The organism is Parasaccharibacter sp. TMW2.1890 (genome assembly GCF_023337645.1).
Classification (GTDB): Bacteria; Pseudomonadota; Alphaproteobacteria; order Acetobacterales; family Acetobacteraceae; genus Bombella; species Bombella apis.
Map to the genome: position 1 here is coordinate 191,174 of NZ_NWUV01000003.1, position 18,665 is coordinate 209,838.

At 60.4% G+C, this 18,665-nt stretch carries 13 protein-coding genes; 7 read left to right on the forward strand and 6 right to left on the reverse strand.

Annotated elements, in window-relative coordinates:
- Positions 1-18: 18 nt before the first annotated feature.
- The 3 genes from CPA54_RS07505 to CPA54_RS07515 all read left to right on the forward strand — a co-directional run bounded on the left by CPA54_RS07505 (position 19) and on the right by CPA54_RS07515 (position 3,759).
- Positions 19-1,188, forward strand: a complete 1,170-nt coding sequence (locus CPA54_RS07505; RefSeq protein ID WP_043558991.1) for an autotransporter strand-loop-strand O-heptosyltransferase — start codon at positions 19-21, stop codon at positions 1,186-1,188.
- Positions 1,185-2,705 (forward strand): autotransporter strand-loop-strand O-heptosyltransferase, encoded by a 1,521-nt coding sequence (locus CPA54_RS07510; protein ID WP_248630756.1) that lies wholly within the window; start codon positions 1,185-1,187, stop codon positions 2,703-2,705. The genes CPA54_RS07505 and CPA54_RS07510 overlap by 4 nt, the downstream gene beginning before the upstream one ends.
- Positions 2,706-2,814: 109 nt before the next feature.
- Complete coding sequence (locus tag CPA54_RS07515) at positions 2,815-3,759, forward strand: rhodanese-related sulfurtransferase (RefSeq protein WP_043558988.1); 945 nt, start codon at positions 2,815-2,817, stop codon at positions 3,757-3,759.
- A 68-nt stretch (positions 3,760-3,827) separates the two neighbouring features.
- Here the strand turns inward: CPA54_RS07515 and CPA54_RS07520 are convergent, their stop codons facing one another.
- The 4 genes from CPA54_RS07520 to uvrA form a co-directional block, all read right to left on the reverse strand.
- Entirely contained in the window at positions 3,828-6,008 is a 2,181-nt protein-coding gene (locus CPA54_RS07520; protein ID WP_408902151.1) for a TonB-dependent receptor, read from the reverse strand.
- Between the two features lie 239 nt (positions 6,009-6,247).
- The gene (locus CPA54_RS07525; protein ID WP_249085992.1) at positions 6,248-6,793 is read right to left on the reverse strand and encodes a hypothetical protein; all 546 of its coding nucleotides are present in this window, start codon (positions 6,791-6,793) and stop codon (positions 6,248-6,250) included.
- A gap of 3 nt (positions 6,794-6,796) precedes the next feature.
- Positions 6,797-7,135, reverse strand: a complete 339-nt coding sequence (locus CPA54_RS07530; protein ID WP_043558985.1) for a multidrug efflux SMR transporter — start codon at positions 7,133-7,135, stop codon at positions 6,797-6,799.
- 14 nt (positions 7,136-7,149) lie between these two features.
- A complete protein-coding gene (gene uvrA / locus CPA54_RS07535) occupies positions 7,150-10,086 on the reverse strand; it encodes an excinuclease ABC subunit UvrA (RefSeq protein WP_249085993.1) in 2,937 nt (978 codons plus the stop codon).
- 137 nt (positions 10,087-10,223) lie between these two features.
- On the opposite strand from uvrA, the gene ssb reads away from it, so the two are divergent.
- The gene (gene ssb, locus CPA54_RS07540; protein WP_043558983.1) at positions 10,224-10,790 is read left to right on the forward strand and encodes a single-stranded DNA-binding protein; all 567 of its coding nucleotides are present in this window, start codon (positions 10,224-10,226) and stop codon (positions 10,788-10,790) included.
- A gap of 84 nt (positions 10,791-10,874) precedes the next feature.
- On the forward strand, positions 10,875-11,528 hold the full coding sequence (locus CPA54_RS07545; protein WP_219811875.1) for a hypothetical protein: 654 nt from the start codon (positions 10,875-10,877) through the stop codon (positions 11,526-11,528).
- Here the strand turns inward: CPA54_RS07545 and CPA54_RS07550 are convergent, their stop codons facing one another.
- The gene (locus CPA54_RS07550) at positions 11,529-12,311 is read right to left on the reverse strand and encodes a DUF421 domain-containing protein (protein WP_081562378.1); all 783 of its coding nucleotides are present in this window, start codon (positions 12,309-12,311) and stop codon (positions 11,529-11,531) included.
- 281 nt (positions 12,312-12,592) lie between these two features.
- Between CPA54_RS07550 and CPA54_RS07555 the strand changes: the two genes are divergently transcribed.
- Together CPA54_RS07555 and CPA54_RS07560 are read left to right on the forward strand one after the other, a co-directional pair.
- The gene (locus tag CPA54_RS07555) at positions 12,593-13,264 is read left to right on the forward strand and encodes an HAD family phosphatase (protein WP_052348991.1); all 672 of its coding nucleotides are present in this window, start codon (positions 12,593-12,595) and stop codon (positions 13,262-13,264) included.
- A gap of 72 nt (positions 13,265-13,336) precedes the next feature.
- Entirely contained in the window at positions 13,337-14,800 is a 1,464-nt protein-coding gene (locus tag CPA54_RS07560; RefSeq protein ID WP_081562377.1) for a mannitol dehydrogenase family protein, read from the forward strand.
- A gap of 2,519 nt (positions 14,801-17,319) precedes the next feature.
- On the opposite strand, the gene CPA54_RS07565 is transcribed toward CPA54_RS07560, so the two are convergent.
- Complete coding sequence (locus CPA54_RS07565; RefSeq protein WP_249085995.1) at positions 17,320-18,612, reverse strand: esterase family protein; 1,293 nt, start codon at positions 18,610-18,612, stop codon at positions 17,320-17,322.
- Between the last annotated feature and the right edge of the window lie 53 nt (positions 18,613-18,665).

The following is an 18,665-nucleotide window of genomic DNA, read 5'->3' on the forward strand; positions in this document are numbered from 1 at the left end:
GTATGCGAGTGTGTGGCCATGAGTGATAATGACAGGGTCGTTCTGACACAGGTTGGCCCCGAGGGCATCCGGTATGATTTCATGGATGGCTGTCGTGTCTGGGTGCCGGAGGGGGCCCGCTGGACGGTCAGCCTGCGTGATGTGGATACGGATACTGTCCTGTTCTTTCAGGAGATCAACGGGTCCGGCATGGTGCAGAGCCTCAAGCGTTACTATGTCCGGTTCGAGATCACCGTCTGCAAGGATGGCAGCGAGGTCTTTACCCATGTCTGCGACCTGAAGGACCGTGAAGTGCTCATCGTGATGCAGCTGGGCGGGCTGGGAGACCATATTGCCTGGGTAGGACAGGCCGCCGCCTTTGTGGAGGAGCATGGCTGCCGGGCAAGCTTTCTTGTGAACGGGGCTCTGATTTCCCTTTTTGAGGATGCTTATCCCCATATCCGCTTCATTGATGAAGAGGACGTGGGCGACAGGCAATATTACGCACGGTATAGGGTTCTGGTTTTCTTCGGGGACAGGGAATTCACCTGTCAGCCCAACGATTATCGGCAGACGGGTCTTTCCCATATGGGGGCTTACATTCTGGGACTGCCACCGCAGGACAGGAAACCACGTATTGTGGTGGATCCGGGCGGGCGCCCGATGGAGGAGCCCTATGTCTGCATCGGGGCGCAGGCCTCGGGTCTGAGCAAATACTGGAATAATCCCCGTGGCTGGTATGATCTGATCCGCTTTCTCAAGGAGAAGGGATACAAGGTGGTCTGCATTGACAAAGACCGTGTGGCAGGCCCTGTCACGGCGGTGCGGACCATTCCTCATGGTGCTCAGGACGAAACAGGTCCCCGCCCGCTGACAGAACGGGCCCGCTGGCTGAAACATGCCGAGTTTTTTGTGGGGACATCCTCCGGTCTGTCATGGCTGGCCTGGGCAGCCGGAGCCCGGGTGGTCATGATCAGTGGTTATACAGAGCCATATAACGAGTTTTATACGCCATACCGTGTCATCAACAGGCATGTCTGCAATGGTTGTGCCAATGATGTGAACATCGACCTGCAAGCGGAGGATCCTTTCTTCTGTCCTCATCATAAAGGCACGGAGAGGATGTTTGAGTGTTCACGCGGGATTTCCTTTACGCAGGTCAAAAAGGCCATTGAGCGGATTCCGGGTTTTGGAGAGCTGTCAGAATGACTGAAAAGAAAACGGAACGTGTTCTTCAGGATATCGTCGCTCTCAAGGCCCCTTCCTCGGCATCACGTCTGCCCTTTACGGAGGAGACGGCAGGTTCTGGCCTGGAGGAGCAGGGGGAACAACAGTCTGTTGTCTCCTCTCTTTCCGCTGCGGAGCTGCCATCTGTCCCATCCGGGGCAGGTGATGCGGGATCGTTGAAGGAAAAGGACGATGGCATCGAGAGGCTGCCCCATCTGCCTTTTCCTGCGCCTGCTATGGAGCCGACGCAGGGAGGTGACCACGGCCTTCGGTATGATTTCAACTTCGGCGTCCGGGTGAAGGTGCCGGAGGGTGAGCAGTGGCGGCTGCGTTTCTGGGACATGGATACGGATACCTGCCTGTATGACGGCAAGGTTGGTGGGGAATATGTTTCCTCCCGCAAAAAGTATTTCATGAACGTGCTGATCGAACTGTTCGATGGTGAAACGCTTGTCTGGACGCACGAATATGATGCACGGGGCAAGAAGGTCGCTGTCCTCATGCCGACAGGCACTCTGGGGGATCCGCTGGGCTGGGTCCCTTATGCCGACCGGTTCGGGCGTGATCATGACTGTGAAATGACCATCGTGACCAGTGAGGTGATCATCGACCTCATGGGGCCGGCCTATCCGCATGTCCGCTTCCTGAAGGAAGAGGAATTTGCGGATGTGAAGGACGAATTCTACGCCACCTATTACATCGGGCTGTTCTTTCATGATGTGGAACAGGCCTGGCAGCCGCGGGACTTCCGTGCCGTTGGCCTGCACAGGACAGCGGGGTGGATTCTTGGCGTGGATCCAACAGAGATCCGCCCGAAGGTGGTCATCGAGAAGGCTGATACCCGCCCGATCGAGGAGCCTTATGTCGTGGTGGCCGTGCAGGCTTCCTGTGCCTGCAAGATGTGGCAGAATCCATTCGGGTGGCTGGATACGGTCCAGTATCTGAAGAGGATGGGGTATCGGGTCATCTGTATCGACAAGGACCCGGTGGTCGGGCACAATATTACCTGGAACCACATACCCAATGGCGTGGAGGATGAAACAGGGGAGCGCCCGCTGGCAGAACGGGCCCGCTGGCTGAAACATGCCGAGTTTTTTGTCGGTCTGTCCTCCGGCCTGTCATGGCTGGCCTGGGCTACCGGTACGCCTGTCATCATGATCAGTGGTTTTACGGACCCGATCAACGAGTTCCATACGCCGTACCGGGTGTTCAGCAACCATGGCTGCAACAGTTGCTGGCACGATATCCGGACGCCCTTCCAGCATGATGATCATCTGTTCTGCCCCCGGCACAAAGGGACGGACAAGGCGTTTGAATGTACACGCAACATCAGCACATCGTATGTACTGTCCGTCATCAAGAAGCTGTGCAGGGATCATGGCTATGTGCCACCGGCTGTGGCCGCCGGGGAACCCTGGCCTGATGATGCAGAACGGATCGCCATGGTGAAGGGAAATCTGCATTACGAGCACAGGCATGAGGTGTACTGGGAGCTTTGAGCCTTCCAGTGGCGGCCCGGCAGCATCTCCTGTCTGCCGGAGGGTGCCATCTGCTGGTCAGCCTGCTAGAAGGGCGGTCAGGTTCCTTCTTTGCGAGAATGGTTGACTGATGACAGATACATCCCTGCCGGTCTGCGTGGCCGCCCTCTATCATTTCACGGCGTTTGAGGATCACAAGTCCCTGCGCCAGCCCCTTCTGGAGCTGTGCCAGAAGGAGGGCGTGAAAGGCAGCCTGCTGCTGGCCCGTGAGGGCATCAATGGCACGATCGCCGGGCCTGATGCAGGCATTGATGCCGTACTGGCCTACATCGACAGCCTGCCGGGCTGTGCCGGGTTCGATTACAAGAAGTCCCGGGCGAAGACGATGCCCTTCCTGCGGATGAAAGTGCGGCTGAAGAAAGAGATCGTCACGATGGGGCAGCCGGACATTGACCCCCATGTCTGCGTTGGCCGTTATGTCGAGCCGAAGGACTGGAATGCCCTGATCTCTGACCCTGATACGGTCGTGATGGACACACGCAACGACTATGAGGTGGCCATCGGCACTTTCCGGGGTGCCGTGGACCCGAACCTGAAGACATTCCGTGCCTTCCCGGAGTGGTTCCGCAACTGGCGGAAAGAGGTGGAGGCACAGGGCCGCACGCCGAAGATCGCCATGTTCTGCACGGGGGGCATACGGTGCGAAAAATCTACCGCCTTTGCCCGGCAGGAAGGGGTGGAGGATGTGTACCATCTGAAAGGCGGCATCCTGAAATATCTGGAAGAGATTCCAGAGGAAGAAAGCCTGTGGGATGGCGAATGTTTCGTGTTCGACCAGCGTGTGTCGGTCGGGCATGGGCTGAAACTGGGCAGGTATGACCTCTGCCATGCCTGCCGTGCGCCCATCAGTGCGGAAGACAAGGAGTCGCCCCAGTATGAGGAAGGCGTGAGCTGCCCGCATTGTTACGGGCAGAGAACGGATGCCCAGCGGCAGCGTTATCGTGAACGCCAGCGTCAGGCGCAGCTGGCGGCAGAACGGGGACAGGCCCATCTGGGGGATGAGGCGCAGGGCTGACCGGCTTTTCAGCCCCGGTCTGCCGTGGAAAAGGCGTCCCCCGAAACGGGGTGACGCCTCCATCTTGTTCAGAAATGTTCCCGCAGGGTCAGGTTGACGGACCGGCCCATGCCCAGAACAGCCCCGGGAGGGCTGCCCGCCGTGCTGACGGCCCGGCCCCCCAGCGGCAGGGCGTAACGCTGGTTCAGCAGGTTGTCGAGGCTCACATCCAGCTGAAGATAGCGGGACCAGTGATACCCGGCTCCGAGATTGAACAGCGCATAGCCGGGTGTCCGGGGCTCGTTGCGGACCCAGTCCACCGTATGTTTGGCTTTGACAAGCACGACTTCCGCCATGCCGTGCCACGGGCCGAAATGCTCATGCAGGCGGATGGTCCCGTTGAGCGGCATCTGCTGGTACAGTCCCGAATGGGTCTTGAAGTCCTGCCCCCGCACCCAGTTCAGAGTGGCGGAGAGTTCCCCCGTGCCCCAGTGTGTATTGTCCCACAGGGTCGTCCGGCCAGAGGCGTTGATGCCGTAGTTCTGGGCATTGTGGTTGGCGAACTGGAGCAGGTTGAAACCCCGTGACAGGGCACCGATGCGCACGACGTTCATGTAATTGTGCGTGTAGGTGTAGAAAGGCTGGATCATGGCCTCCCACTGGTGGTCATCCGCATCGTGGAAGCGGAATGTCACGCTGGTGGTGTTGGCGACTTCAGGTTTCAGGTTCAGGTTGCCGACATAGCCGTTGCCATCACCAAACCAGTTGATCATCCGGGCCGTCATGCTGTCCCGGCTCCAGCCATAGCGTTCATACAGGTTGGGGGAGCGTGTCTTGCGGGCATAGCCGCCCTCAATGTTCAGATAGGCACTGGCCTTGTAGCGCACCAAGGCTGTGACATCGAAATTGTCATCCGTGCGGCCCCGGCGGGCACTGTTGAAGGCACGTGCGGCCGCCTGATTGGTGCTGCCCATGTTCATGCCAGACATACCCATGCCGGACATGCCCATATCCGACATGTGGCCCATGCTCATCATGTTCATGCCAGACATTCCTCCCATGCCCATGCTGCCCATTCCCGTGTCATTCCTGGAGGAGAGGCCCTGATAGGGAGAGACCGGGCCGGTATTCATCATGATGACGTCGCTGCGCATGCCGAGTTCGGTGGAGAGGCGGGGCGTCCATTGGGCATTCCACTGGATGAAATGGCCAAGATGGTCCCGATGGGCACCGTTCAGGCTGTGGAACGTGCCCGGCCCCATCATCATGCTGCCCATGACGGGCGGCCACCAGTCATTGAGGCCATCATGACTGAAGGCACTGCCGATCTTGAGCTGATGGCGTCGCCCAAGCGGCATGGTGGCGACCAGACTGTAGCCTGCTGTCCGGCCATCGCTGTTCATGGGCATGCCGGTCGTGGCGCTGTGGCCGCCCTTGTCGGCCAGCATGTTCATGGCATGGGTCACACGCTGCCAGTAGCCCCGGGCCTCCAGCGTCCCCCAGCCGAAGGTGCCCACATATTTCCCGTTCACGAAGGTGGAGCGGTTGTTGGTCTCGTCCATGTACTGGTTGGGGAAACCCTCGTAGGGCGTGTCCTGCTGTCCGAATGTCAGGCTGAAGAGATGGTTCTTCAGTTTCAGGCCCGCCGTCACATCATGATTGAAGCTGAGATAGCTGCTGGAGAGAACCCGTCCGCCACGCCCTCCGGCGGTGTAATCGCTGGCATGGGTGTAGGAGCCGCTGTAGCGCAGGCTGAGCATGTCATTGGCAACCGTGATGGAACCACCGGCACCGGAGCCGCCGCCATTGCTGCGCCAGTCTTCTCTTCCATCGCCTGTCACGAGGATGTTGCCTTCCCGGGCGAACTGCGGGTCTTTCCGTTCCACGGAGATGGTGCCCCCCGTGCTGTCTCCGCCGAGGCTGACAGGCGTGATCCCGGCAATGGCCACGCTGTGGGACACTTCATCTAGGCTGATCTGCGAGAGGGCAGGATTCATGTGGTTGGGGCAGTCCGCCATCAGGGGCATTCCGTCCACGAATGTGGCGACCCGGTCATCCGCCATGCCGTTGAGAACGGGCAGGCTGGCGATGCCGCCCGTTCTGTAGCTGCTGTAACCCGGTACGTCCCGGAACAGGGCCGCCGTGTCGGCTGCCTGCGTGAAAGGGCGTCGGATGGCTGTGACGCTGATCTCTTCAGCCGGTCGGTTGCTGGAGGAGGCTGGGGCCTGGCCAGGCTTCAGGGAGGTGGGGACCTGCCGGATGGGCGACATCTGCGGCCTGTCCGGGGGGCTGGTCGTGGCCCCAGGGCCGGGGAGGGAGGAGCCGGAGGCTGGCAGGGTCTGGGCGGTGGCCTGTCCGGCTGGCAGGATCACACCTCCCAGAAACAGGGTGGTCAGGGCCGGACGCACGATACGTCCACCCGTGCAACGGGGAAAAATAGACAAGAGTCATCCATTCTGAAGAAAACATGCGGAAAGGCCGACACGCAGCCCTCTTCAGGCCGGGCCGGTCAGGCGGATGCGTGGCTCAGGATGGTGACAGGTGGCCCACGGCTCGGTGGCCGCTGGCGGGTCGGTTCTGGCGGTGCCTGTGCGGGAGGAACCGCCTGCCATATCTGGCGGGCCAGCCGGGTGCAGCTCAGCAGGACGGCAAGGACGGTCAGTGCGAGCAGGACATGGTCCAGCAGGGGGCAGAGGGGACAGTCCAGCCCGTGATGGTGGTGCCCGCCAGAAAGATGATGGTCCATCAGCAGGGGAGCTGATGGTGCTGTCGGGCTGTGGGGATGGCAGTGCGCCTGTGGCTCCGCACCCTGCTTCACGGTGGCATGATCCATGCCCGGCATGGTGGCGGCAGGGATGGCTTCTGGCCGGGGGGCGATGTCGATGCCTGTCAGCCGCAGGATGGCGGCCCGGGGGCTTTCATCGGGCAGGCTGGTGGCCGTGAGAAGGGTCTGTGCCCCGAATCCCAGCAGCATGACCAGTAACATGAGGAGGCGCAGTGGCGTCCAGCGGAACAGGGCAGAGGTCATCAGGCCGTGGGTGGAGAGAACCTTCATGGGTCAGTGCCGGACTCCACCGGAGAGACAGGCCAGCAGCGTGCCCAGCATGATCAGCCCCACGCCCAGATAGGCCGTCAGGGACAGGGGCTGACGGAAGATGGTCACGCCGATGAGGACGATGCAGACGATCCCCACCCCGCACCAGACGGCATAGGCGATGCCAAGAGGGACGCATTTGAGGGCCTGTGCCAGACAGAAGAAGGCCGCTCCATAGAGCAGGAGCGAGCCGATGGTGGGCAGGGGCCTGCGGAACCCGTTGGAGATGTTGAGCAGGCTGGTTGCCAGAACCTCCAGCAGGATGGCCCCGAACAGGAAGAGCCAGGCAAGAAAAGGCGTCATGGCGACATCCTATATCAGGATTTCTTTTTTCTGCCACCTTCCCTGCCGGTACCCTGCTGCGGCGTGGCTGGTGCCGGGCCTGTTTTCCCGGCGGCCAGCATGGGGGCGAGGAACTGCCCGGTATGGCTTTTCTTGCAGGCGGCAATGTCTTCTGGCGTGCCGGTGGCGACAACCTGCCCACCGCCTGCACCGCCTTCCGGCCCGATATCGATCACCCAGTCCGCCGTCTTGATGAGATCAAGGTTGTGCTCGATGACCAGCACCGTATTGCCCTGTTCCACAAGGGCATGAAGGACATTCAGCAGCTTGTGGACGTCTTCGGTATGCAGGCCGGTGGTGGGTTCATCCAGCACGTAGAGGGTCCGGCCCGTGGCACGGCGGGCAAGTTCCTTGGCGAGCTTCACACGCTGGGCCTCACCACCGGAGAGGGTGGTGGCCTGCTGGCCGAGGGCTACATAGCCCAGCCCCACCTGCTGGAGGATGGAGAGACGGTCCGCAATGCGGGGCACGGCACTGAAGAACGGCACGGCCTCGTCCACTGTCATGGCCAGAACGTCGGCAATGGATTTGCCCTTGAACTTGATCTCCAGCGTTTCCCGGTTGTAGCGGGCCCCTTTGCAGGTATCGCAGGTGACGAACACATCCGGCAGGAAGTGCATCTCGATCTTCAGCACGCCGTCACCCTGGCAGGCCTCGCAGCGCCCTCCCTTGACGTTGAAGGAGAAACGTCCCGGCTTGTAGCCCCGTGCCTTGGCCTCCGGCAGTTCGGCGAACCAGTCCCGGATGGGGGCGAAGAGGTCCGTATAGGTGGCGGGGTTGGAGCGGGGTGTCCGCCCGATGGGGGACTGGTCGATCTCGATGATCTTGTCGAGCTGCTCGGTGCCTTCCAGCCGTCCATAAGGGAGGGGGACGGCAGCGGACTTCATGATCTGCCGGGCCAGCCCCTTGTAGAAGGTGTCGGTGATGAGCGTGGACTTGCCGCTGCCGGAAACTCCCGTCACGGCGATGAAGGTGCCGAGCGGGAACTTCACGCTGACATTCTTGAGGTTGTTTCCCTTTGCCCCGTGGATGCTCACCCAGCGTCTGCTCTTGCGGCGGGTGGCGGGGACGGGGATGCCCCGGCGGCCAGCCAGCCATGCGCCCGTCAGACTGTCGGGATTCTGGGCGACCTCTTCCGGCGTGCCGCAGGCGATGACGTGCCCGCCCTGTGTTCCAGCTCCCGGCCCCATGTCGATGAGGTAGTCCGCCTGCCGGATGGCATCCTCGTCATGTTCCACGACAAGGACGGTATTGCCGAGATTCCTCAGCCGCTCCAGCATGGTGAGCAGGCGGGCATTGTCCCGCTGGTGCAGCCCGATGGAGGGCTCATCCAGCACGTAGAGGACGCCCGTCAGGCCGGAGCCGATCTGCGAAGCCAGCCGGATGCGCTGGCTCTCCCCGCCGGAGAGCGTGCCGGAACTGCGGGAGAGGGTGAGATAGTCCAGCCCCACACGGTCGAGGAAATGCAGCCGCTCGGTGATTTCCTTGAGGATGCGCCGGGCGATCTCGGCCCGCTGGGGTGTCAGGCTGGCCTCCACGGTGCTGAACCAGGCAAGGGCCTCGCTGATGGTCAGGTCAGAGGCCTCGGCAATGTTGCTGTCATTGACCTTCACGCAGAGGGCTTCCGGCCGCAGGCGGGCACCGTGACAGGCCGGGCAGGGCATGGCGGACTGGTACCGGCCCAGGGCCTCCCGGACATGGACGCTGCTGCTCTGCGCCAGACGGCGTTGCAGATGGCTGATGATGCCTTCGAAAGGCCGGTGGATGGTGTGTGTCTTCCCCTTGCCATCCTGATAGGGGATGCCGACGGCTTCCGGCCCGCCATGCAGGAGGAACTGGCGTGAACTGTCCTTCAGCCTGTTCCATGGGGTGTCCAGCGTTTCCTCGCAATGGCGGGCCAGGGCGGCGAGGGTCTGGTCAAAGAGCGGGTCCTGCTCATTCCGCCACGGGGCAATGGCGCCTTCCCGCAGGGTCAGGCTGTCATCGGGGATGATGAGGTTGGGGTCGAAATGCGTTTCCGTACCCAGCCCGTCACAGGTCGGGCAGGCTCCCATCGGGGCGTTGAAGGAGAAGAGGCGGGGTTCCACACTTTCCAGCATGAAGCCGGATTCCGGGCAGGAATAGCGTGAGGAGAAGGAAGCCTTCAGCGGCTCACGGTCTTCCCCGCTGCGGAGGACTTCCTCGACAGAGGCCAGGCCGTCCGAGAGGTCCAGGGCGGTTTCAAAACTGTCGGCCAGCCGGGTTTCCACACCGTCCTTCAGCACCACACGGTCCACCACGACATCCACGTTGTGGCGTGTCTTGCGGTTCAGCTTCGGGGCGTCGCCGATCTCGTAGAGCGTGCCATCAATGCGTACACGGGCGAAGCCACGGCGGGTCAGCTCGGCCAGTTCCTTCGCACAGTCGCCCTTGCGGTCCCGCACGACCGGGGCCAGCAGCATGAGCCGTGTGCCGGCGGGCATGGCCATCACACGGTCCACCATCTGGCTGATGCTCTGGGCCTCGATGGGCAGGCCGGTAGCCGGGGAGTAGGGAACACCCGCCCGTGCCCAGAGCAGGCGCATGTAGTCGTGAATTTCGGTGATCGTGCCGACCGTCGAGCGTGGATTGCGGGAGGTTGTTTTCTGCTCGATGGAAATGGCCGGGGAGAGGCCCTCGATGGAATCAACATCCGGCTTGCCCATCAGTTCCAGAAACTGGCGGGCATAGGCGGAGAGGCTCTCCACATAGCGACGTTGCCCTTCGGCATAGATGGTGTCGAAGGCGAGGGAGGACTTGCCGGAGCCGGAAAGGCCCGTCAGCACGGTCAGCCTGTCCCGGGGGATGGTGACGTTGACGTTCCGCAGGTTGTGCGTACGGGCACCACGGACGATGATGTGGCTTGTGCTGGCAGGGCGGGCTGTGTCTGTCACGCTATGTCCTCATTACGGCCTTTGTGGCAGGTATGGATGCACGGGCGGTCCATCTGTGCAATATAGGCAATATGGGTACACGGTGCCAGAATCGAACCGTGGCAATGAAAAGTTCTTGAGAGAAGTGGAAAAAACGCATGGCAGGTAGCGTAAACAAGGTCATTCTGGTGGGAAATCTTGGGCGTGACCCGGAGGTCCGGAACACCCAGTCCGGCAGCAAGATCGTCAATCTGGCTATCGCTACCAGCGATACGTGGAACGACCGCAATACAGGAGAGCGGCGTGACCGTACGGAATGGCACCGTGTCGTCATTTTCAACGAGCGTGTCGGTGATGTGGCGGAACGTTATCTGCGCAAGGGTCGCAAGGTTTATATCGAAGGCGAGCTGCGTACCCGCAAGTGGACGGACCAGCAGGGCGTGGAGAAATACACGACCGAGGTTGTGATCGATCGCTTCCGTGGCAATCTTGTCCTGCTGGACAGCCAGCGTGGCGGTGGTGACGGCGGCGGCTATGGTGATGATGGTTATGACGGTGGTTATGGTGATGGCGGCAGCAACTGGGCTGGTGGCGGGTCCGCTCCGGCGGGCCGTGGCGGTGCCGGTGGTCGTGGTCAGCAGGGTGGCAACTTCGGTGGCGGTGCTGGCTGGGACAGTTCTTCCGGGCAGGGTGATCAGGCGCTGGATGACGAGATTCCGTTCTGACCCTGTCCTTTCATGAGGCACGGTCCGGTGGGTGCCATCGGGTCGTGCAGGACAGGCAGGCAGCAGGCAGGGAACGGGTGGGACATGGGCGGAACGGGGAGCAGGCGTGCCGTAAGGTGGCGGGTGCAGGCTGGTGCCGTGCTGGTTGCGGCGGGAGGCCTGTTGGCTGGGTGTGCGGCAACGCCCCCGCAGCATCCCAATAATATCTGCGACATTTTTCAGGAAAAACGCAGCTGGTATCACACAGCCATGCGGCAGGAGGCCAAATGGCACATTCCTGCTTCCGTTCCCATGGCCATCATGAATCAGGAATCAAGTTTCCGGGCCAATGCACGGACCAGACGGACCTACATACTCTGGATCATTCCGTGGGGGCATATCAGTACGGCTTACGGCTATGCCCAGGCCAAGAACGAGATATGGCGTGATTACCAGCGGCAGACTGGCGCCGGTGGCAGCCGGACAGATTATGCCGACGCTCTCAATTTCATGAACTGGTATATCACCAACAGCCGGAAGGTGGATGGTATCCCCGTCACGGACGCCACGAGGCAGTATCTGGCTTATCATGAGGGATGGACGGGGTACCGTCGCCGGACTTACGCCAGCAAGGGCTGGCTGGTGACGGTGGCCCGCAAGGTGGGCCACCGTGCCCGGCAGTATCAGCAGCAGTATGATGCCTGTCGGGACAGGCTCAAGGGCGGCTGGTGGGAAAATTTCTGGGACTGGCTGTTCTGATCAGCCGCCCTTCTGCGGGCTTGTCAGGCCGTTGGCCAGGGCCGCTGCCGCACCGGGGCTGTGAGGAGCCTTTTTTGGTGCACCATCCCGGTCATCATGCCGTGTGTGCGGGATGACGTTACCATCCATGAGCACGTAACGGAACTGGCCATCCTTGATCTCTGCCAGGAAGATGTCCTCCAGTTTTTCGATGTTCCGCTTTTTCATGTCTTCCATAAGGGCTTCTTCGGAGAGGCCAACATCTTCAAGGTCATCAGCACGGACAACCCCGTCATAATAGACGATCAGTGCAGGGAGTTTTTTCTTGTCCGTGATGGCAGTAATGGCGCCGCTCGGCTCGATCTGGGCAAAGTAAACATCATCAAAGGAATAAATACCCTGGATGTTGAGCTGGGAGGCAATGTTGAGCATGTCGATCTTGTTGTTCTTGTCACGGATGTTCTCCATGAGGAAGCGGCCATCTTTGATGATCGGAATCTGCCTGCCGATGGTCACGTTTCTGAACATGTTGATTTTTCTGCAGAAGCGTGTCAGGGTGAGCAGGATACCAACCCCGATGAGCAGGGCGATGACATATTCATGGAAGGATATGTTGGTCGTATAAAGGACGCCGCCAACGAGTCCGCCGAGGATGAAGTTGCCGACGAGGTCGATGGCGTTCATCTGGGAGACCTGGCTGCGGCCAGAGATGTTGAGATAAGCAATGATGATGGCGAAGCCGGTGACCAGCTTCAGGAACATCCAGATGTTGAGAGCCAGATTCGGAAAGAGTTGGTGAAGCATCGGGGAGAACCTTGCTATGGGGAAGAGGGGGCAGCGGGTGTCCCCCTGCTGCCGTGTAAGGGAGATGCACCTTTGTATGCAAGGCTATAAGGGGCATTAATATCTTTTCAAGATGTTGCGATCTTTTTCCTGCCTGTTACCCTTGAGGAAACAGAACAGACATCGAATTTTTCGGAGACCGAATCAGGTCAGGCAAACAAGGAGTATTCATGAGCAAGCACACGAATTTTCCGATCCCCGATCAGGCCCCTGCTGCGGTGCTGCCCACGGGGCGCCTTGATATGATCCTTTTTGACTGTGACGGCGTGCTGGTAGGGGGGGAGCATCTCTCCACAGCGCTCATGTCCGAAGATGCCCGCAGCCATGGCTGGGACATCAGTGATGAAGAAGGCAACAAGCTCTTCGGTGGTGGTGAGCTGGCCAAGATTGGTGAGATGATCGCCGAGAAGACAGGTGACAAGCTCCCGGACAACTGGGACATGATCATGCAGGACCGCATTGTGGAGATGATGCGGAAGAAGGCGAAGGAAGTGCCCGGTGCCACGAAGATGCTGCGTGATGTCGTCAACGAGATTCGCCTGCCGATCCGTGTTGGCTCCAACTCTTCCGAGGCAGAGATGGAGGCCAAATTTTCCAGCACAGGGTTGGACAAGATTCTGAAGGAAGAGCGCATCCATTCCGGCCGTGACCTGAACATGCCCAAGCCTCGCCCGGATATCTACCTGCACGGGGCGAAGCAGGAAGGGGTTGATCCGGCGCATTGCCTGGTGCTGGAAGATTCGGATGCCGGGGTCGAGGCTGCCCGCCGTGCCGGTATGGCCTGCGTGCTGCTGCGTGACCTTGACAAGCCTGCCCCGTCCTGGCCGGGCCTGCTGCGTATTGCCCATCTTGATGAGTTCGTGCCGCTGCTCAAGAAAATCATCGCTGCACAGGAAGAGCATCGCAAGGGCTGAGACACCCTTGCCTGCTGGAGGCCGGAGCCACGCTCCCGCCCGTTTTGTTCATGATCCTGCTGGAGACCTGTTATGCTGACATATGACAGCCTGAAATCCCTGCCGCAGAAGGTGGCTGGTCCTGCTTATGACGTCCGCAAGGTGACGTCAGGCATTGTGCATTTCGGGGTGGGCAATTTCTTCCGAGCCCATCTGGGGTATTATGTGGACCGTGTTCTGGCTCTTCCGGACCAGCAGCATTGGGGCATCACAGGTGTCGGGCTGCGCTCCGGTGGGAACTCCGACAGGAAGGCCGAAGAGTTTCGGGCACAGGAGGGGCTGTACTCCCTGACGGAGATTGCCGCTGATGGCAAGGCGGAGATCCGTGTCATGGGATGTTTGAGGGATTATCTCCAGGCGCCTGATGAGCCGGAGACGGTTCTCGCCCTTCTGGCGGACAAGGCCACGAAGATCGTCTCCATGACCATCACGGAAGGCGGCTACAATATTGACGAGACAACAGGGGAGTTCCGTACGTCTCTGCCTGCCGTGCAGGAGGACCTTGCCAACCCGAAAAAGCCCAGCACCATCTTCGGTTTTGTGGTGGAAGGGCTGCGCCGCCGCCGTGAGGCGGGTCATGGTGGTCTGACTGTCATGTCCTGCGACAATCTGCGGCATAATGGCGATGTGTCCCGCAAGGCGTTTGTCGGGTATGCCCGGGCTGTGGATGCGGACCTTGCCGAGTGGATCGATCAGAACGTGACCTTCCCCAATGCGATGGTGGACCGCATCACGCCGTCTGTCTCTGATGAGGGTAAAGCCAAGCTGAATGAGCGCAGCGGATTGGACGATCTCCAGCCGCTTCTGTCCGAGGATTTCATCCAGTGGGTGATTGAGGATAAATTTGCGGCAGGTCGTCCCGCCTTTGATAAGGTCGGGGTGGAGTTTACCGATCAGGTCAGTGCCTATGAACATGCCAAGATCCGTATGCTCAATTCCAGCCATCTCATTCTCAGTGCTGCGGGCATGTTGCTGAATCTGGAACTTGTGGACCAGGTTCTGGGTGAACCACGTGTGCATAAGTTTGTGGATTCTGTTCTGGAAAAGGATGTGATCCCCACACTGAAGGCTCCGCCGGGTGTGGACCTGCATAAATATAAGGCGACACTTCTGACCCGCTTCTCCAACGCTGCCATGGCAGACCAGGTAGCCCGTATTGCCTCGGATGCAACATCCAAGGCGCAGGTGTTCTGGACGGAAACAGTGCGTGCCGTGCTGGAGGGTGGCCGGGAGCGGACCCGTATCGTGTACTGCATGGCCCTCCTGCTGGAGCTGCTGCGGGGCAGGAATGAAAAAGGCGAGAAAATTGCGCTTCAGGAGCCGTTCCTGACGGCAGAACAGTTGAACATTGCTGCCTCTGATGATTTTGAGGCTTCCATCGGTCTGCCTGCTTTCGACAGCTGGCGTGATCTTCTGACCCCAGAGATTAAGCAGGAGATTGTGCGTGATCGGGAGCTGATCCGTCAGAAGGGTGTTCTGGCCAGCCTGCCCGTGTGATGAGGCGATGATCCGTTGAAAATTGATTGTGTGTAGAGAAAGGGAGGCTCCGGCCTCCCTTTTTCATGTTTGCTGTCAATCTTGTGGATAAAATTTGCTGGAGTGGTTTTTGGCTGTTCAGCGTCTCAACTTTCTTCTGTAAGGGCCGGAGGGGACTTGCCTCGGCGAGGTCATTAAAATTATATTTAATTCGGTAAGTTCTTTGACAATTAAAAAAGACTTATAATACAAATGGTTACAGGAAGTCTGTTCCCCGCCTACGCGGGGATGAACCGGCAGGATGGTGGGATTTCCGGGTGACGGGGCGCTGTTCCCCGCCTACGCGGGGATGAACCGTCTCCCTCCAGCTGTTCCCGTGGTCCGGCCAACTGTTCCCCGCCTACGCGGGGATGAACCGCAGTCGGATTGAGGTCTTTGCCCCGGCATTGACTGTTCCCCGCCTACGCGGGGATGAACCGAATCTGCAATGCTTTTACCGTCGCTTCAACCCCTGTTCCCCGCCTACGCGGGGATGAACCGTGTTGCGAATGATGAAAAAATTAGCTCTAAATCTGTTCCCCGCCTACGCGGGGATGAACCGCTGCCCGGCGGCTCGGTGTTTCCAGTCGTATGCTGTTCCCCGCCTACGCGGGGATGAACCGATGATCGTCTGCATTCCTGATGATCTCTTTGACTGTTCCCCGCCTACGCGGGGATGAACCGACAGGCTCTGCTTCAGTGCTTCGTATTGCTGTCTGTTCCCCGCCTACGCGGGGATGAACCGGTGGTTATTGGTGGTTAAATGGTGGTTAGGTGCTGTTCCCCGCCTACGCGGGGATGAACCTGCCCGTGTGCGAGCGGAAGGCTGGCTCGGTGACTGTTCCCCGCCTACGCGGGGATGAACCGGTGCGGCCCGGACAGTCTGGACACCTTGTATTCTGTTCCCCGCCTACGCGGGGATGAACCGCCGTCAAAAATGCCGCCATCATTGCGGCTGGCCTGTTCCCCGCCTACGCGGGGATGAACCGACTTCCGGAGCGAGATCAATGCCCGGTACGGTCTGTTCCCCGCCTACGCGGGGATGAACCGCCCAGAAAAAAACGGATGAAGCTGGCGCAGGCCTGTTCCCCGCCTACGCGGGGATGAACCGTCACGGTTGAGCCGGTCGGGGTGGCCTGTCCACTGTTCCCCGCCTACGCGGGGATGAACCGTTCGACCCAGCGGCAGCAGAAGGATCATGCAGCTGTTCCCCGCCTACGCGGGGATGAACCGAGTTGACCTTTCATGAGCCGACCGCTGGTGACCTGTTCCCCGCCTACGCGGGGATGAACCGGCGGCACTGTCCGAGGCTCTGGCCAGCCTCTCCTGTTCCCCGCCTACGCGGGGATGAACCGCTAAAGGCGGAAATCCACGCCTCTATCAACCCCTGTTCCCCGCCTACGCGGGGATGAACCGTCTTTGAGAGTGAATTACGGTCCCAACGTTGACTGTTCCCCGCCTACGCGGGGATGAACCGAAAACAGGAGGTTAAGCGGCACTTCTTCTTTACTGTTCCCCGCCTACGCGGGGATGAACCGCTCATACGATTGAGCCCTTCATCTTCACGCCACTGTTCCCCGCCTACGCGGGGATGAACCGCGCTTATCCATGTTCTGGAGCTGCTTCTTTAGCTGTTCCCCGCCTACGCGGGGATGAACCGCCATGCAGCCGTATCCGGCATCAGCTGGTATACTGTTCCCCGCCTACGCGGGGATGAACCGGCGGATGGGCGTGTGGACGCACCAGAATAGGCCTGTTCCCCGCCTACGCGGGGATGAACCGGCGATAGCACGACAGTGACCCCGGAGGGATATCTGTTCCCCGCCTACGCGGGGATGAACCGTGCTCATCTGCTCCACATCTCTCCACCCCGCTCTGTTCCCCGCCTACGCGGGGATGAACCGCGCTGAGTCAGCAGGTGCAGGAGGGCCTGCAGCTGTTCCCCGCCTACGCGGGGATGAACCGTTCATGGCGGCCTGAACTCAATGATGGGGAGGCTGTTCCCCGCCTACGCGGGGATGAACCGGGGATACACGAGGAAGCGGACAGCCTGAGATCCTGTTCCCCGCCTACGCGGGGATGAACCGAGCAAAAGCGGTCTCGGCAACTAGCAGAGGACCTGTTCCCCGCCTACGCGGGGATGAACCGCCGAAACAACTCATTTTTGCGTTGGTGGTGCACTGTTCCCCGCCTACGCGGGGATGAACCGCGGCCTCTCTGGAGTGGGACCAGATCGACTTCCTGTTCCCCGCCTACGCGGGGATGAACCGTGAAGGGGCAGAGTATGAACCGTGTTTTCCCTCTGTTCCCCGCCTACGCGGGGATGAACCGTCGTGCCCGTGCGCTGCGTGGTATGCAGGGTCCTGTTCCCCGCCTACGCGGGGATGAACCGAGACTTATTGGTCCCAGTCAGCCCATCTACCCCTGTTCCCCGCCTACGCGGGGACAAACTCGGTGCCAGACCGCCATCACTGGCCTGTACCGAACTGTTCGCCGGTGGGTCATGGGATGGTTGGTGGCATATGTGGTCGCCAGAGCCATTCCAGAGCTTCGGGAAGGGTCTGTTCGATGGTGGGGCCATCCACATGCCGGGCATTGCGGGCAAAGACAAATTGGTAATCATAGCCCTTGTCGGCCAGCATGCGGGCCATGTTTTCCCCAGCCAGCACCCAGTCATGCATGCCATCAGGCATGGACGGAACGGGGTAGAACAGGTCCTGGTCGCCTACTTCGTACCAGATGTGCAGCGGGGCCAGTGGTGCCGCCGGGATGAGCGCCGCACCGGGATGGGGTGGTACGGCTTCCGGTGTTCCGGCCCATGGGGAGTGAAGCTGCCATCCCCCGCCGGGCAGGGCGGGGTCGTGCGGCCATTGCTGGTTGACCAGCGAAGGAGAGTAGGCCAGCACCCGGTGATAGAGGTTGGGCCGGAACCAGGCCATGGCAAAGGCCGCTGCCCCACTGGAGCTGAACCCCATGGTGGCCCGTTCCTCCGGGTTGCGGGAGAGAGTGAGGCTGGCCTTCTTCTCCACAAGAGGGAGGACATGCGCCTCTACCCAGTCGGCATAAGCGCCGGACATGGTGTCATATTCCCGTCCCCGTTCACTGCCCTGGGCGTCGCCACCCCCGGCTCCAACGCCAATGACAATCATGGGAGGGATACGTTTTTCTTTCAGCAGCCCGTCCACCATGGCGAAAAGATCCCGTCCCGGATAGAGGCCATTATTGCTGCCATCACCAAAGATGAGAAAGGGAAGGGGGCGGTCGGTCGGCGTGTTGGGGGGGATATAGACATCCACCGTGCGGGTCCAAGGGGCCGGGTGAGCTCCGGGAACGGTCAGATTGGATGGATCGCCCGGCACGCTTGTGGAGACATGCACCATGCCTGCTTCCCCTGTGCTGGTGGTGCAGGGGACCGGGTCATCCCGTACAGTGCCGGGATTGTAGCCACTGGTCGGGGATGAGGCCAGCGTGAAGCTGATGATCCGCCCCTCCGGGAGCTGTATGTTCTGCCACTGTGCAGGGAGTGTGTGGGAGGTGCCAAGAATGTAGTTGCCTGTTTTATCCACAGGCGGCAGGGCGTTGTCGGGCAGGTCAATGGCTTCAGGATAAAGTGGATCATGTGGATCATGTATCGGCATGGCGCCAGAGCCACTCAGGCCGGATGTGTCGATGAAGAAAGGTTTGTGTGGTGCGGTTGTATTGGCCTGTGGGGGCTGGAGGGCTTTCAGGGGAACGCAGTCAGCAGAGGCAGCCTGTGCCAGGGTGGGGGCTGAAATACCCAGTATCAGACTCATGAGCCCGGTGCAGAGTCTGTATCGGCAAAAATGGATTTTGGTGCTCCATCGGA

Bases quoted from the DNA above. Each gene is read 5' to 3' on its own strand.
- CPA54_RS07550 (WP_081562378.1), bottom strand. From the start codon at position 12,311: ATGCTTCACCAACTCTTTCCGAATCTGGCTCTCAACATCTGGATGTTC.
- CPA54_RS07515 (WP_043558988.1), top strand. From the start codon at position 2,815: ATGACAGATACATCCCTGCCGGTCTGCGTGGCCGCCCTCTATCATTTC.
- CPA54_RS07555 (WP_052348991.1), top strand. From the start codon at position 12,593: ATGATCCTTTTTGACTGTGACGGCGTGCTGGTAGGGGGGGAGCATCTC.
- CPA54_RS07525 (WP_249085992.1), bottom strand. From the start codon at position 6,793: ATGAAGGTTCTCTCCACCCACGGCCTGATGACCTCTGCCCTGTTCCGC.
- CPA54_RS07560 (WP_081562377.1), top strand. From the start codon at position 13,337: ATGCTGACATATGACAGCCTGAAATCCCTGCCGCAGAAGGTGGCTGGT.
- CPA54_RS07530 (WP_043558985.1), bottom strand. From the start codon at position 7,135: ATGACGCCTTTTCTTGCCTGGCTCTTCCTGTTCGGGGCCATCCTGCTG.
- CPA54_RS07510 (WP_248630756.1), top strand. From the start codon at position 1,185: ATGACTGAAAAGAAAACGGAACGTGTTCTTCAGGATATCGTCGCTCTC.
- CPA54_RS07545 (WP_219811875.1), top strand. From the start codon at position 10,875: ATGGGCGGAACGGGGAGCAGGCGTGCCGTAAGGTGGCGGGTGCAGGCT.
- ssb (WP_043558983.1), top strand. From the start codon at position 10,224: ATGGCAGGTAGCGTAAACAAGGTCATTCTGGTGGGAAATCTTGGGCGT.
- CPA54_RS07520 (WP_408902151.1), bottom strand. From the start codon at position 6,008: ATGTCGCCCATCCGGCAGGTCCCCACCTCCCTGAAGCCTGGCCAGGCC.
- CPA54_RS07565 (WP_249085995.1), bottom strand. From the start codon at position 18,612: ATGAGTCTGATACTGGGTATTTCAGCCCCCACCCTGGCACAGGCTGCC.
- CPA54_RS07505 (WP_043558991.1), top strand. From the start codon at position 19: ATGAGTGATAATGACAGGGTCGTTCTGACACAGGTTGGCCCCGAGGGC.